Annotated in this window: 9 protein-coding genes; 7 read left to right on the forward strand and 2 right to left on the reverse strand. The window is 60.3% G+C overall.

Annotated elements, in window-relative coordinates:
- Window positions 1–8 precede the first annotated feature (8 nt).
- The 3 genes from BM069_RS09390 to BM069_RS09400 are packed head-to-tail and all read left to right on the forward strand — an operon-like array spanning window position 9 to window position 2,948.
- Entirely contained in the window at window positions 9–815 is an 807-nt protein-coding gene (locus tag BM069_RS09390) for a metal ABC transporter ATP-binding protein (protein WP_093323195.1), read from the forward strand.
- 4 nt (window positions 816–819) lie between these two features.
- The gene (locus BM069_RS09395; RefSeq protein ID WP_093323197.1) at window positions 820–2,025 is read left to right on the forward strand and encodes a metal ABC transporter permease; all 1,206 of its coding nucleotides are present in this window, start codon (window positions 820–822) and stop codon (window positions 2,023–2,025) included.
- Window positions 2,022–2,948 carry a metal ABC transporter permease gene (locus tag BM069_RS09400; protein WP_093323198.1) on the forward strand — a complete coding sequence of 309 codons (927 nt, stop codon included), beginning with the start codon at window positions 2,022–2,024 and terminating at the stop codon, window positions 2,946–2,948. Before BM069_RS09395 ends, BM069_RS09400 begins: the two co-directional genes overlap by 4 nt.
- Here BM069_RS09400 and BM069_RS09405 read toward each other — a convergent pair.
- The gene (locus BM069_RS09405) at window positions 2,945–4,672 is read right to left on the reverse strand and encodes a SulP family inorganic anion transporter (RefSeq protein ID WP_093323200.1); all 1,728 of its coding nucleotides are present in this window, start codon (window positions 4,670–4,672) and stop codon (window positions 2,945–2,947) included. The genes BM069_RS09400 and BM069_RS09405 overlap by 4 nt on opposite strands.
- A gap of 298 nt (window positions 4,673–4,970) precedes the next feature.
- On the opposite strand from BM069_RS09405, the gene BM069_RS09410 reads away from it, so the two are divergent.
- A complete protein-coding gene (locus BM069_RS09410) occupies window positions 4,971–8,549 on the forward strand; it encodes a hydantoinase B/oxoprolinase family protein (protein ID WP_093323201.1) in 3,579 nt (1,192 codons plus the stop codon).
- A gap of 44 nt (window positions 8,550–8,593) precedes the next feature.
- Here BM069_RS09410 and BM069_RS09415 read toward each other — a convergent pair whose 3' ends face one another.
- Complete coding sequence (locus BM069_RS09415; protein ID WP_093323203.1) at window positions 8,594–9,946, reverse strand: aminotransferase class III-fold pyridoxal phosphate-dependent enzyme; 1,353 nt, start codon at window positions 9,944–9,946, stop codon at window positions 8,594–8,596.
- A 153-nt stretch (window positions 9,947–10,099) separates the two neighbouring features.
- On the opposite strand from BM069_RS09415, the gene mutL reads away from it, so the two are divergent.
- From mutL to BM069_RS09430, 3 genes are read left to right on the forward strand one after another with little or no spacing between them, the layout of a single operon-like run.
- Entirely contained in the window at window positions 10,100–11,995 is a 1,896-nt protein-coding gene (gene mutL / locus BM069_RS09420; RefSeq protein ID WP_093323205.1) for a DNA mismatch repair endonuclease MutL, read from the forward strand.
- Window positions 11,995–13,314, forward strand: coding sequence for a DNA recombination protein RmuC (locus tag BM069_RS09425; protein WP_093323206.1), 1,320 nt, complete (start codon window positions 11,995–11,997; stop codon window positions 13,312–13,314). Before mutL ends, BM069_RS09425 begins: the two co-directional genes overlap by 1 nt.
- Before the next feature lie 58 nt (window positions 13,315–13,372).
- The gene (locus tag BM069_RS09430; protein WP_093323208.1) at window positions 13,373–14,290 is read left to right on the forward strand and encodes a cation transporter; all 918 of its coding nucleotides are present in this window, start codon (window positions 13,373–13,375) and stop codon (window positions 14,288–14,290) included.
- Window positions 14,291–14,484: the final 194 nt, after the last annotated feature.

Raw genomic sequence — 14,484 nt, forward strand, 5'->3', positions numbered from 1 at the left:
GAAACGGAATGAGCTTGGAACTTGCAGCAAATGATGGCGTCGCGCCAACCGGAGCAGGCCTTGCGAGCAGCCCGTTGGCCCTGCGTGGTATGACCGTGAGCTATGGCCAAAAGCCGGTGGTTTTCTCCGTGGACATGACCATTGCCGAAGGCGCAATGACCGCGATTATCGGCCCCAACGGGGCGGGCAAGTCGACGCTGTTGAAGGCTGCACTTGGTATCGTTTCGCCACTGGCCGGTCAGGTGACGGTCTTTGGTAAGCCTTTGGCAGCGGAGCGTCACCGGATCGCCTATGTTCCGCAACGCGCCAGTGTGGATTGGGATTTCCCGACGCGGGTGATCGATGTGGTTCTGATGGGGCTGTATCGCGAACTAGGCTTGTTGCAGCGCATTCGTGGACAGCACCGCGACAAAGCGATGGCGTGTCTGGAACGTGTGGGCATGGCGGGGTTTGCGGAGCGCCAGATCGGGCAGCTTTCGGGTGGACAGCAACAGCGGGTATTTCTGGCGCGTGCGCTGGCACAGGAGGCAGACCTGTATCTGCTGGATGAACCTTTTGCCGGTGTGGATGCCGCAACCGAAAAGGCCATCATAGATGTGCTGAAGTCGTTGAAAGACGAAGGCAAAACCGTAGTGGCGGTGCATCACGATCTGGCAACTGTTGCCGAGTATTTCGATCGCGTTTTCCTGGTCAACACCCGTAAGATGGCAGAAGGCACTGTAGCCGAGGCCTTTAGTGCCGAAAATCTCGACCGCACTTACGGCGGGCGTCTGGCGACAGGTCAGATTGACCAGTTGGATCTGGTCGCGGGGTGATCCCATGTTGTGGGACGCGCTGACACTCGGGCTTGGCTATAACGCCACTTTGGTCACGATTGGCGCGGCGCTTTTGGGCGTTGCAGCCGGTGTCACCGGCACATTTCTATATTTGCGAAAACGCGCTTTGGTGAGCGACGCGATTAGCCACGCGACTTTGCCGGGCGTGGCGCTGGCCTTTATCGTGATGGTTCTTTTGGGGGGCGACGGACGCAGCCTGCCTGCGTTGCTTTTGGGCGCGGCGGTGTCCTCGTGGATCGGACTGATGTGCGTGAACTGGCTGACTGCCCGCACGCGGCTTGCTGAGGATGCGGCCATCGGTGCGGTTTTGTCTGTTTTCTTCGGGTTCGGGATCGTGTTGTTGACGGTGATCCAGACCATGAATGCAGGGCGCGCAGCGGGGCTGGAAGGCTTTTTGCTCGGCTCGACTGCGGGCATGTTGTTCAATGATGCGGTTGTGATTGCCGTGGGCGGAGCGGTGACGCTTGCCCTGGTTTTTGTTTTGCGCCGGCCCATGGGGTTGGTGGCGTTTGATCCGGAGTTTTCGGCGGCGAGCGGCGTCAACGTGGGGCGGGTGGATCTGGCCATCATGGGGTTGGCACTGGCGGTAACGGTTGTCGGACTTAAGGTTGTGGGCTTGGTTCTGATCGTGGCGATGTTGATCATCCCGCCGGTCACGGCGCGGTTCTGGACCGATCGCACGGACCATATGGCGATGATTTCAGGGTTGTGCGGCGGGTTGGCCGCGTGGGTCGGCGCGGCCCTGTCAGCGACGGCGCCGGCGTTGCCAACCGGACCGATTATTGTGCTGACGAGCTTTGCCATTTTTGTTGTGTCGCTTCTGCTTGCCCCCGAGCGCGGGATGTTGGCGGTGGGGCTGCACCACCGGCGATTTCAACGGCGGGTTCACATGCGACAGGGCCTGCTGGCGTTGGCGCAAGGACAGCCGATCTATGAGCGGTTCACCCTGAAATTGCTGCGCCGCGCAGGGTTGGCCCACGCCGATGGCGTGGCAACCGAAGATGGCAAAGCCCGCGCGGCGAAGGCGCTTCGGGATGAGAAACGATGGGAGCTGGTTCGCGCGGATCAGGCATTCGAAAGCGCGGCCGTTCAATATGATGGATTGCGCGAGATAGAGACTGTTTTGACCGTTGACCAAATCGCGGAAATTGACCGGCGCATGGGCGGACCAACAGGGGTGATGCCATGACCGGTGCCGAGTTTGTGCCTTTGTCGCTAACGCCTTTGTTGATAGGGGTTTTTGCCGCAGTTGCCTGTGCCCTGCCTGGCAACTTTTTGGTGCTGCGACGGCAGGCGCTGATCGGGGATGCCATCAGTCATGTGGTGCTGCCTGGTATCGTTGTGGCGTTTCTCGTGACAGGAGTCGTGGCGGCTGTGCCGATGCTCTTGGGAGCGGCGGCGGCGGCGGTAGTGGCCGTGGTTATGATCGAGGCGATCCGGAGATTGGGCAACATCGAACCAGGTGCGGCGATGGGGCTGACGTTTACCACCCTCTTTGCGGCGGGTGTTCTCTTGCTTGAGCAATCCGACACGTCGGGTGTTCATCTGGACGTGGAACACGCGCTTTATGGTAATCTGGAGAGTTTGATCTGGCTGGATGCGATGGGTTGGGAAAGTTTGTTTGATCCGGTGGCGCTGGCGGAGCTGCCCGTCGAGTTGTTTCGGGTGGCGGCAGCCCTTGTGGGGGTCAGCGGATTTCTGTGGGTGTGCTGGCGCCCGCTGGTGGTGTCGACATTTGATGAAGGTTTTGCGCAAACCATGGGAATGCGCACCAATGTCATCGGTATGGCTCTGGTGATTGTGGCGGCAATTGCAGCTGTGGCAGCTTTTGACGCGGTCGGGTCGATCATCGTTATCGCCATGTTCATCTGCCCGCCGGCGGCAGCGCGGTTGATGACAAACCGCCTGAGCACGCAGATCGCGTGGAGCGTTGGTTTTGCAGTGCTTTCCGCTGTTCTTGGCTACATCTTGGCGGGCTACGGACCGCTGTGGATCGGTTTTGACAATGCGGTGAGCGCGGCGGGGATGATCGCCACTGTGTCCGGGGTGATCCTCGCCCTGACCGCGCTTTGGGGGCCGTGCCGCAAACGACTGGGCGCGCCTGCCGTTTAGGCGGCCTTTGCCCTGTCACCTGCCAGATGGACCCACGCATCATATTGAGCAAGGAAGACGTCGCCCGTTAGGTCGTCGAGGAAATGGCTGCGTTTGAGACGATCCATCACAGGGCCTTTGACCTCGGTGAGGTGCAGGCGGATGTCGAGTTCGGAAAGACGCGTGTTGATGGCCTCAAGGCTTTCCAGCGCGGAGAGGTCGATTTCGTTCACGGCAGAGCACATCAAGACCACATCGGAAATTGGATCGTCGCACACGATGCGGTCGTAAACATAGTCTTCGAGAAAGCGGGCATTGGCGAAATACAGGCTTTCGTCGATCCGTAAAGTAACGAGGTGCGGGACGGTTTTTACCTTGTGGCGCAGAATGTTGCGGAAGTGTTGGGTGTTTGGCACAAGACCCACTTCGGCCACATGAGGGCGCGAGGTTTTGTAAAGGTGCAGCCCGATGGAGAGAAGCACACCTGCGGACACGCCGGCCTCAACGCCAAGGCCCAAGGTCAACGCAATGGTGGTGGCGACCGCAGCGAAATCGACGCGCGAATAACCCCATGCGTGACGCAGGATGGAGAGGTCAACGAGACTTAGGACCGCGACGATGATAGTGGCCGCAAGGGTGGCTTTGGGCAAGAAGAACAGGAACGGTGTGAGAAAGAGCGCGGCGAGGGCGATGCCAATGGCGGTGAAAGCGCCGGCGGCGGGGGTTTTGGCGCCCGCGTCGAAGTTCACAACGGATCGAGCGAAGCCGCCGGTCACGGGATAACCCCCTGAAATTGCTGAGGCAATGTTGGACGTGCCAAGGCCGATCAGCTCTTGATCGGGATCGATGCGTTGGCGGTTTTTGGCGGCGAGGGTTTGCGCCACAGAAACGCTTTCGACAAAGCCGATGATGGAGATCAGCAAGGCCGATAGGAACAGTTGGGACCAAAGGTCAGGAGCAAACTCCGGCAGCCCGATAGGGGGCAGGCCGGTTGGTACGGTGCCGACAACGGCAACACCCTTGGACTGCAGATCAAAGCCGTAGGCCGCAAGGGTGGTCGCCGCAACCGCAGCGACGGGACCCGCTTTGGTTGCGATGTCGGCGAGCGTGTTGGAGAGGCCGAGCTTTCGCAAAAGGGGCTTCAGCCCTTTGCGTGTCCAGAACAGGAAGAACAATGTGAAGAGGCCCAGAACCAAGGTGATTGGATTGGTTTCCGGCAGATGCGAGATCAGGGAGCCTATGAGATCGGGCAGGGAATGGCCGTGTGCGGAGATACCGAAGATGTGCTTGAGCTGGCTGATGGCGATGAGGATGCCGGAGGCGGTGATGAACCCCGCAATAACCGGATGCGACAGAAAATTTGCAAGGAAACCAAGGCGTAAGAGGCCCATTGCCGTCAAGATCAGGCCGGAAATGAAAGCCAGCGCGATGGCTGCCGCGATGTAGGATTGCATGTCTGGCAGATCGAGATTGCCCACGGCGGCGGCAGTCATCAGGGAGACCACAGCAACAGGACCCACCGCGAGCACGCGGGAGGTGCCAAAGATGGCATAGGCCACCAGCGGCAGGATGGACGCATACAGCCCGACCTCGGGCGGGAGCCCTGCGAGCAGCGCATAGGCCAAGGATTGCGGGATGAGCATGATTGTCACGATCACGGCCGCCAGCATATCCGCGCCAAATGTGGCCTGATTGTAGGTGCGCGCCCATGACAGTATGGGCAGGTATCGGGAGATTCGGGACATGGGGCCTCGGCTGTTCAAGCGTTGCGTTATATATATTCTGTATTTGGAATATGTAAAGCTGCGAACGCGCTTTTCCTCACTCATAGCCCGGACAAAGCGAATCGATGGTTAACGACCTGAAAATGCGAGGAGAACCGCTGTCGGCATCGCGTCGGTAGAACGTCGGTATTGCGTCGGTGCGATTTTTGCTTCGGGCTCGCGTTAAGGGAGCGCGCGTTGCGATGGTGTCGTTTGCGCCTGCGTTGACATCCGTTCGAAAGGTGCCGAAACCTGTGGCGTCACACAGGGGAGTTTGAGCATGAGCGGTGCGTGGGAATTTTGGGTCGATCGGGGCGGGACATTTACGGATATTGTCGCGCGCAAGCCGGATGGCGCGGTCGTGACGCACAAATTGCTCTCTGAAAATCCGGAGCGGTATCGTGATGCCGCGGTGCAGGGTATCCGCGAGTTGATGGGAGTCACGGGTGAATTTGCGCAAGGCTCCATTCGCGCAGTGAAGATGGGGACCACGGTTGCGACCAATGCGCTTCTGGAGCGCAAGGGCGAGCGGGTGGCGTTGGTGATCACCAAAGGGTTTCGCGATCTGTTGTTGATTGGCTATCAGACGCGGCCGAAGTTGTTTGATCTGGAGATCAAACGGCCCGATCTGCTTTATGAAGATGTGATCGAGATGGACGAGCGGTTGGACGCCGAAGGTGGCGTGGTGCGGCCCTTGGATGAGGCCAATCTGCGAGCGCAGATGCAGGCGGCCTTTGACAAGGGCATTCGGGCGATCGCGATTGCGGGGCTGCATGGCTATCTGAACCCCGTGCATGAGGTCCGCGCGGCAGAAATGGCGCGGGAGATCGGTTTCACGCAAGTATCGGTCAGTTCCGAAGTGAGCCGCTTGGCCAAGCTCGTCGGGCGCGGCGATACCACGGTTGTTGATGCCTATTTGAGCCCCATTCTGCGGCGCTATGTGGATCAGGTCGCCGGGGCGATTGATGTGGGTTCGGCCTGTGAACGGCTGCTCTTTATGCAGTCCAATGGCGGGTTGACGGACGCGAGCCTGTTTCACGGGCGGGATGCGATCTTGTCGGGGCCTGCGGGTGGCATTGTTGGCATGGTGAAGACCGGCGAGGCGGCGGGGTTTGATCGTCTGATCGGCTTTGACATGGGTGGCACATCAACAGACGTGAGCCACTATGCCGGCGACTATGAGCGCAGTTTTGAGACCGAGGTGGCCGGTGTGCGGATGCGTGCGCCGATGATGGATATTCATACGGTGGCCGCCGGTGGTGGCTCAATCTGCACCTTCCGCGATGGGCGGTTTCAGGTGGGGCCGGAAAGCGCGGGCGCCGATCCGGGGCCGGCATGTTACCGCCGTGGCGGGCCGCTGACGGTGACGGATTGCAATGTGATGCTCGGCAAGCTGAACCCTGATCATTTCCCGCATGTGTTCGGGCCTGAGGGCGATCTGCCGCTGGACGTGGATGTGGTGCGCACGAAGTTTGCCGAAATGGCCGAGGCTGTGTCGGCGGAGACCGGCGATGCGGCGCGCAGTCCCGAGGAAATGGCCGAAGGGTTCCTGCGGATTGCAGTCGATAATATGGCCAATGCGATCAAGAAAATCTCGGTGCAGCGCGGCCATGACGTGACCGGCTATGCGCTGCAATGTTTCGGCGGTGCGGGTGGGCAGCATGCCTGTCTGGTGGCCGATGCGCTGGGCATGAGCAAAGTGTTCATCCACCCGCACGCGGGGGTTTTGTCAGCTTACGGCATGGGGCTGGCAGAGATCCGTGCGATGCGAGAGGTGCAGTTGGATGCACCTTTGGCGGATGTCGAGGCAGCTGAGGCAGCCTTGGCTGCGATTGAGGCCGAGGCGCGCGAAGAAGTGGCGGCGCAGGGTGTGGCGCAGGTGCGGTGCGAGGCGCGGGCGCATTTGCGCTATGACGGAAGCCATCAGCCGCTGGAAGTGGCTTTTGGCTCGGCTGGCGAAATGCAGGCAGCGTTTGAAGCGGTGCACAAGCAGCGGTTTGGGTTCATATCGCCGGAGCGCGGTTTGCTGTTTGACATGCTGAGTGTCGAGGCGATTGGGGAGACCGGCGAGGCACCGGGCGTTGTGCCGGTGGGCGAGAGCGATGCGCCCAAGGCGATGATTGACGTGCATGTGACGGGCGGGCGGCGCGATGTGCCGCTTTATGAACGGGAGAGCCTGAGCGCGGGTGCGGTCATCCAAGGGCCTGCGGTGATTTCGGAGAAAACCGGTACCAATGTTGTGGAGCCCGGCTGGGCGGCGCGGCAGGATAGTATGGGCAACCTCATTCTTGAGCGTGTCGAGGAAATGACACGCGAGCGGGCGGCGGGGACCACTGTGGACCCCGTGCTGCTCGAGGTGTTCAACAACCTCTTTATGTCGGTCGCTGATCAGATGGGCGCCACGCTGGCCAATACGTCGTGGTCGGTGAACATCAAGGAGCGGCTGGATTTCAGCTGTGCGATCTTTGACACGGAAGGCGATCTGGTGGCGAACGCGCCGCATGTGCCGGTGCATTTGGGATCGATGGCGGAAAGCATCCGCACGGTCATGCGCGAAAACGCTGGCGATATTCATGAGGGTGACGCCTTCATGCTGAACTCGCCGTATAATGGCGGCACGCATTTGCCGGATGTGACCGTGGTGACGCCGGTGTTTCATGGCGGCGAGGTGGTATTCTGGCTTGGCTCGCGCGGGCACCATGCCGACATTGGCGGGCGCACGCCTGGCTCTGGTCCTCCTGACAGCACGCATATCGACCACGAAGGCGTGTTGATCGACAACGTGCGGCTGGTGAGCCGTGGCGATTTGCAGGACACAGTGGCGCGGGATGTGCTGGCGTCCGGTATGTATCCGGCGCGCAATCCGGATCAGAATATGGCGGACCTGAAGGCGCAGGTGGCCGCGAATGAGACCGGACGGCGGGAGCTGCTCAAGGTTGTTGATCACTATGGGCTGAGCGTGGTGCAGGCCTATATGGGCCATGTGCAGGACAATGCTGAAGAAAGCGTGCGGCGGGTGATTGACCGGCTGACGGACGGGTCATTCAGCTATCCGATGGACCATGGGGCCAGCATCGAGGTGCAGGTTTCTGTGGACCACGCGGCGCGGGAGGCAGTGATCGACTTCACGGGCACGTCTGCGCAGCATCCTGGGAACTACAATGCGCCGCTGGCGGTGTGCCGCGCGGTTGTTTTGTATGTGTTCCGCACCATGGTTGGGGCGGAGATTCCGTTGAACGAAGGGTGTTTGAAGCCGTTGCGGATCGTGGTGCCGGATGGCTCTATGTTGAACCCTGTCTATCCGGCGGCGGTGATTGCGGGGAACACGGAGGTGTCTCAGGCGACATGCAATGCGCTTTATGGGGCGCTGGGCGTGATGGCCTGCTCGCAAGCGACGATGAACAATTTCATCTGGGGTAATGATCAGTTTCAGAACTATGAAACGATTGCCGGTGGGACCGGCGCGGGGCCGGGGTTTGATGGCTGCGATGCGGTGCAGACGCATATGACCAACACGCGCTCCACCGATCCTGAGATTTTGGAGAAACGCTTCCCCGTGCGGCTTGAGGCCTTTGGCGTGCGCGAAGGGTCCGGCGGGGCTGGAAAGTGGTCCGGTGGCAACGGGTCGTTGCGGTTGTTGCGGTTTTTGGAGCCGGTGACGGTGACAACGCTTTGCTCGCATCGAGAGGTCGCGCCGTTTGGTGTGGACGGCGGTGATGCGGGCGGCGTCGGTGTGAACTGGGCCGAGATGCCGGACGGGACGCGGGTGGCCCTGAAGGGGTTTGACGAGATCGACCTGCCTGCGGGGGCCGTCTTTGGCATGGGCACGCCGGGCGGCGGCGGTTGGGGCCGCGCCTGACCCCAAAGAAAAAAGCCCGCAGCTGACGCTGCGGGCTTTTTGATTTAGGCCGCCGAGAAACCTGCGTCGAGCGCGGTGAGGATCGAGTTGACCTCGGTTTCGGAGATGGTCAACGGCGGGGACATCAGGATGTTGTGCATGCCAAGTCGTACCATGGCGCCAGCCTGATAAGTGGCTTCGTGCACTTTCTTCATCGTTGCCATGTCCATGGGTGTTTTGGCGGCTTTGTCAGACACCAGCTCGATGCCCGTCATCAACCCGTGGCCCCCGCGCACATCACCGATGATGTCGTGTTTCTCGGCCAGTTTCTTGACGCCTTCAAACAGCTGCGTGCCGCGCGCGGCGGCGTTGGTTTTCACGTCCAGACGTTGTGTTTCAGCCAAACAGGCCACAACAGCCGCAGAGCCAACAGGGTGGGCGGAGTAGGTGTAGCCGTGGAAGATGCCTGCCTCACCGGTTTGGTCGTTTTCAAAGACGTCCGCAACCTTGTCGCCGACCATGCAGGCGCCGACGGGGAAGTAGCCGGAGGTGATGCCTTTGGCGGTGGTCATCATATCGGGCTGCACACCCCAGTGCCGCGCGCCGGACCAGTCGCCGGTGCGGCCAAAGCCGGTGATGACTTCGTCAGAAATCAGCAAAATGCCGTGGCGGTCACAAATCTCGCGCATCAGCTTCATGAAGCTGGCATCCGGCACAATCACGCCGCCTGCGCCCTGAATGGGTTCCATGATAAAGGCGGCGATGGTCTTGGGATCTTGAAAGGCGATCTCGTCTTCCATCGCGGCGGCGATGTTTTGGGCCAGCTGTGCCGGATCGGTTTCATTGAACGGGTTGCGATAGGTGTAGGGGCTTGGCAGGTGGAAGCAGCCGGGCAGCATCGGTTCGTAGTTGATACGGAAGCGGTTGTTGCCGTTGACGCTGGCGCCACCGAAATGTGTGCCGTGGTAGCCTTTCTTGAGGCTTAGGAACTTGGTGCGGGTCGGCTCGCCGCGCAGGCGGTGGTATTGCCGCGCCAGACGCAGGGCGGTTTCCACAGAATCCGAGCCGCCTGAGGTGAAGAAGACGCGGGTCATGCCGTCGGCCTCAAAGAACTCGCGCACCGCATAAGACGCTTCGATCGCCGGTGGGTTCGAGGTGCCGGCAAAAGCGGAATAGTAGGGCAGGTCATAAAGCTGCTTGGCGATGGCGTCTTTCACCACGTCGTTTGAATAGCCGAGGTTCACACACCAAAGCCCGCCTACGGCGTCTACGGTGGAATGGCCGTCAATATCGGTGATGTTCACGCCTTGAGCGCCCTTGATGATCTTGGGCGGGGTGCCATGCGCGTCGGCCGGCGCTCCCATCGGATGCCACAGGTGGCGTGCGTTGTTTTCCTTGAGGAAATTGTCGTCTTTCATGGTGAAGCTCCCTTGGCTGCGCGAAGTGATTCCGGCAGGTCAAAAAATTTGATCAAATATTGCCGTGACGGAAAGGGCCTGTCCAGCAAAAGCATCGGGTGTGGGACAATGGCGGGTGGCAGAATCAAAGGGGAACATGCTAGATTTGGCCCCATGCCTGTGGATAACCCCAATATAAGCCAAGAATTGCCCGTTATTCGTCAATTGGACGATGCGGCGATCAACCGGATTGCCGCCGGTGAAGTGGTCGAACGTCCGGCTTCGGCGGTCAAAGAGTTGGTCGAGAATGCCATCGATGCGGGGGCGACGCGGATCGAGATCGCCTATGCCGATGGCGGCAAGACGCTTATTCGTATCACGGATGATGGTTGCGGGATCACTGAGGAGCAGTTGCCTTTGGCGCTGTCGCGCCATGCGACGTCCAAGATTGACGGGTCTGACTTGCTCGACATCCACACCTTCGGGTTTCGCGGAGAGGCCTTGCCGTCGCTGGGCGCGGTGGGGCGTTTGACGATCACCTCGCGCGTGGGCCGCGCGCCAGCGGCCAGCATATCGGTTGAAGGCAGCGTGATGGGGCCGGTGAAACCGGCGGCTTTGTCCGGTGGTACTATCGTGGAACTGCGCGATCTGTTTTACGCGACGCCAGCGCGTTTGAAATTCATGCGCACGGATCGGGCGGAGGCGCAGGCGATCACGGATGTGGTCAAGCGTCTGGCGATGGCCGAGCCGTTCATTGGCTTTACGCTGCGCGATGTGACCGGTGGCGGCGAGGGGCGCGTGACCTTTCGGGCCGAGGGTGAGACCGGTGATTTGTTTGATGCGCTACACGGACGGCTGGCCAAGATCATCGGCAAGGAATTTGCCGAAAACGCTCTGCGGATTGATGCGGAGCGCGATGGGTTGCGGCTGATTGGCTATGCGGCTTTGCCGACCTATTCGCGTGGCTCGTCTGTGGCGCAGTATTTGTTTGTGAACGGGCGTCCAGTGAAGGACAAACTGCTCGTTGGGGCACTGCGCGGGGCGTATTTCGATTTCCTGAGCCGTGATCGCCATCCGGCGGCGGCGCTGTTTATTGATTGTGACCCGCATCTGGTGGACGTGAATGTGCATCCGGCCAAATCGGAGGTGCGGTTCCGTGATCCGGGATTGGCGCGCGGGTTGATTGTGTCGTCACTGCGCCATGCGTTGGCGGAGGCGGGGCATCGGGCATCGACCACCGTGGCGGGCGCAACGTTGGGGGCGTTCCGGCCTGAGCCAATGGGCGCGCTTGGGGCGACTCCGCAGGCGCCAAGTGGCGCGGCGCGGGTGTATCAGATGGACCGGCCTTCGCTTGGGGCACGGGTCGCGGCCTATCAGGGGCAGGCGCCGATGCCGATGGGCCAAGCGCCGGAACCGGGGTTTGCTGATCTGACCGAAAGCTACTCGGCACGTGTGGAACCTGTTGTCGAGACAACCCCCGAGGTCGAGGCACTGCCCTTGGGCGCGGCGCGGGCGCAGGTGCATGAAAACTATATCGTGGCCCAGACCGAGACCGGCATGGTGATTGTCGATCAGCACGCGGCGCATGAACGGCTGGTCTATGAAAAGCTTAAACGCCAGATGGCGGAGAACGGCGTTGCGGCACAGGCGTTGTTGATCCCCGAAATTGTGGAGCTGTCCGAGGGCGATTGCGCGCGGGTGCTGGCTGTAGCGGAAGAGTTGTCGAAACTGGGGCTGACGATTGAGGCCTTTGGCGGCGATGCGGTAGCGGTGCGGGAAACCCCTGCCTTGCTGGGCGAGGTCAACGCGCGGGCGATGGTGCTGGATATTCTGGACGAGCTGGATGACGCGGGCGAAAGCATGTTGGTGCAAGCCAAGCTGGAAGCGATCCTGAGCCGCGTGGCCTGTCACGGCTCGATCCGGTCGGGGCGGCGGATGCGCGCCGAAGAGATGAACGCGCTTTTGCGCGAGATGGAAGCGACGCCGCATTCGGGGCAGTGCAACCACGGGCGGCCGACCTATGTCGAATTGAAACTGGCCGATATCGAACGGCTGTTTGGGCGAACATGATGAATGGATTTGATCTGGCCTCGGCCGATTTCGAGACCTTGGTGTTATATGTGGCGGGGGCTGTCGGTTTGGCGCTTGTGGTGCTGTTTCTGCTTTTGCGGAATTCGGCGCAGAAACGTGCGGAGCAGACGGAGGCGGTGATTGCGCAGCATATGGGGCAGATGGCGCAGCGTGTGGATCAGCTTGCCACGGGGCAGGCGCATCTGGATGGCAATTTGCAAGCTCAGGCTCAGGCGCAGGGTCAGATTGGTACCTTGATGGAGCAGCGGTTGGGCGAGGTGCAGGTGAACATGCACGAAAACCTCGCCAAGGTGCAGCGCAGCACGGGAGAGAACCTTGCATCGATGCAACAGAAGATGACCGACACGTTGGCGACGCAGCAGCTTCAGATGCAGGAAAACCTCGCCAACATGCAGTTGCGGACCGGTCACGCGCTTAATGAGATGCAGGAGAAGCTGAATGCGTCCCTGTCGGGCAATGCCAAGCAGACGGCGACCTCTTTGACGCAGTTACAGGAACGGCTTCAGACCATCGACAAGGCGCAGGAAAACATCACGCGGCTGTCGGGCGATGTGTTGAGCCTGCAGGATATCCTGAGCAACAAGCAAACGCGCGGTGCGTTTGGGGAAATTCAGCTGAACGACATTGTCAGCAAGGCGTTGCCCACGGACAGCTATGCGTTGCAGCACACGCTGTCGAACGGCAAGCGGGCGGATTGCCTGATCCATCTGCCTAACCCGCCGGGGCCGATTGTGATCGACAGCAAGTTCCCGCTGGAGGCCTATGAGAGGATGTTAGCGTCGCAGACCGAAGCGGAACTCAAGGCCGGCATACAGATGTTCAAAACTTCGGTGCGCAAACACATCAGCGATATCTCGGAGAAGTACATCATCGATGGCGAGACCGCAGATGGGGCGCTGATGTTCCTGCCGTCAGAGGCGATTTATGCCGAACTGCATTCCAAATTTCCCGATCTGGTCCGAGAAGGCTTTGATGCGCGGGTCTGGATTGTCTCGCCGACCACCTGCATGGCGACGCTCAACACCATGCGCGCAATTCTGAAAGACGCACGGATGCGCGAGCAGGCCGGCGCGATCCGAAAGGAGTTGGGGCTGTTGCACAAGGATGTGGATCGGCTGGGGACGCGGGTGGAAAACCTTGATCGCCACTTTGGTCAAGCGGCCAAGGACATCAGCGAGATTAAGGTCAGTGCCGACAAGGCGGGGCGGCGTGCGCGGCGGCTGGACAATTTCGATTTTGAAGAACTCGCGCCGGATGAGACCGACAAGGTGGTTCCGTTGACCAAACCCGACAGCTGATCTTGTCTTGTGGGACGGAGTGCCTACATTTTGGCGCAAAGCCCAAACGGAGCGTTCGATGCATCAGAACATTGAAAAGCGCGCGATCATCGTCGCGGCGGTGTTGGGCATGGTTATGGCCCTGTCGGGCTGGTTGGCCTACTATCTTTCGGGCTCCGAAGCGCTTCTGCTGGATGGCAATTTCTCCTTTATCGGCGTTGTGGCGACTCTTGCTGCTCTGAAAATATCCAGCGTCAAAACCCAGACCTCCAAGACCTACCCTTTTGGCAAGTTTGTCTTTGAGGCCACTTACTCGCTTTTCATCGGAATCCTCACCGTTGGGGTGATCATCGCCGCTGTTACGGAAAACATCTCCAAGATCATGCGTTACACGCGGGGGGAAACCTTCCCTGTGGTGGATGCCTCGATTATCCTTGTCTACACCATTGCAATGGTTGTGATCTGCTTTGGCCTCGCGTTCTATTTTCGCGCCGCCAACCGCAAGCTCAACGGCACGTCGACCATTCTCGGGGCCTACACCGTGCAGTCCGGTATCGACGGGCTGATGTCGCTGGGCGCAGGCGTCACGCTGGTGGCATTCTCGACCATTGATCCGGCGGGCGAGTGGGGATTCCTGACGCAGATCGGGGATGCGCTTCTGGTGATCACGCTTTGCGCGCTTGTGCTTTATCAGCCCATCGGCCTGATCCGCAGCTCATTCATCGAAATGTCGGGTGGGGCGCTTGGCGACAAGGTGGCGCGGGATGACATCCGCACCAAAATCCTTGCGCAGGTCCCTGAGGATCAGGTCGAGGACATGTTTATCTCAAAGACCGGCAGCGCCTTTCTGGCGGTTGCCTTTGTGTCACCGGAATTCTTCGACGCGCACAGCGCCGCCGAGCAGCAAAAGATGCGGGCGGATGTGATGGCAGCGTTGACGCCCAGCTATCCCCACCTCGGGTTTGATTTTGTGATGGCACCGGACGTAAAGAGCTGAGCAAACCTTCTTTCTGGCCTGCAATGCCCAGCGGCCCGGGGCAGCGTCCCGGCTTGGTCCAAAGCTTGTAGACGCGGCTTGCTGCCGCTCACCACGCGCGGGAGTGCTTGCCCTTGCCGGCAATTCAGGCAAAATGAGGGGAGTATCTTATTGCGCCACATCAAAGACGCGCCGATGGTGATACCGGAAAGTAT

The organism is Shimia haliotis (assembly GCF_900114415.1).
Classification (GTDB): domain Bacteria; phylum Pseudomonadota; class Alphaproteobacteria; order Rhodobacterales; family Rhodobacteraceae; genus Shimia; species Shimia haliotis.

Excerpts from the sequence above, each read along its gene's own strand:
- BM069_RS09400 (WP_093323198.1), top strand. The coding sequence starts at position 2,022 with ATGACCGGTGCCGAGTTTGTGCCTTTGTCGCTAACGCCTTTGTTGATA.
- BM069_RS09425 (WP_093323206.1), top strand. The coding sequence starts at position 11,995 with ATGAATGGATTTGATCTGGCCTCGGCCGATTTCGAGACCTTGGTGTTA.
- BM069_RS09410 (WP_093323201.1), top strand. The coding sequence starts at position 4,971 with ATGAGCGGTGCGTGGGAATTTTGGGTCGATCGGGGCGGGACATTTACG.
- BM069_RS09390 (WP_093323195.1), top strand. The coding sequence starts at position 9 with ATGAGCTTGGAACTTGCAGCAAATGATGGCGTCGCGCCAACCGGAGCA.
- BM069_RS09415 (WP_093323203.1), bottom strand. The coding sequence starts at position 9,946 with ATGAAAGACGACAATTTCCTCAAGGAAAACAACGCACGCCACCTGTGG.
- BM069_RS09430 (WP_093323208.1), top strand. The coding sequence starts at position 13,373 with ATGCATCAGAACATTGAAAAGCGCGCGATCATCGTCGCGGCGGTGTTG.
- BM069_RS09395 (WP_093323197.1), top strand. The coding sequence starts at position 820 with ATGTTGTGGGACGCGCTGACACTCGGGCTTGGCTATAACGCCACTTTG.
- mutL (WP_093323205.1), top strand. The coding sequence starts at position 10,100 with ATGCCTGTGGATAACCCCAATATAAGCCAAGAATTGCCCGTTATTCGT.
- BM069_RS09405 (WP_093323200.1), bottom strand. The coding sequence starts at position 4,672 with ATGTCCCGAATCTCCCGATACCTGCCCATACTGTCATGGGCGCGCACC.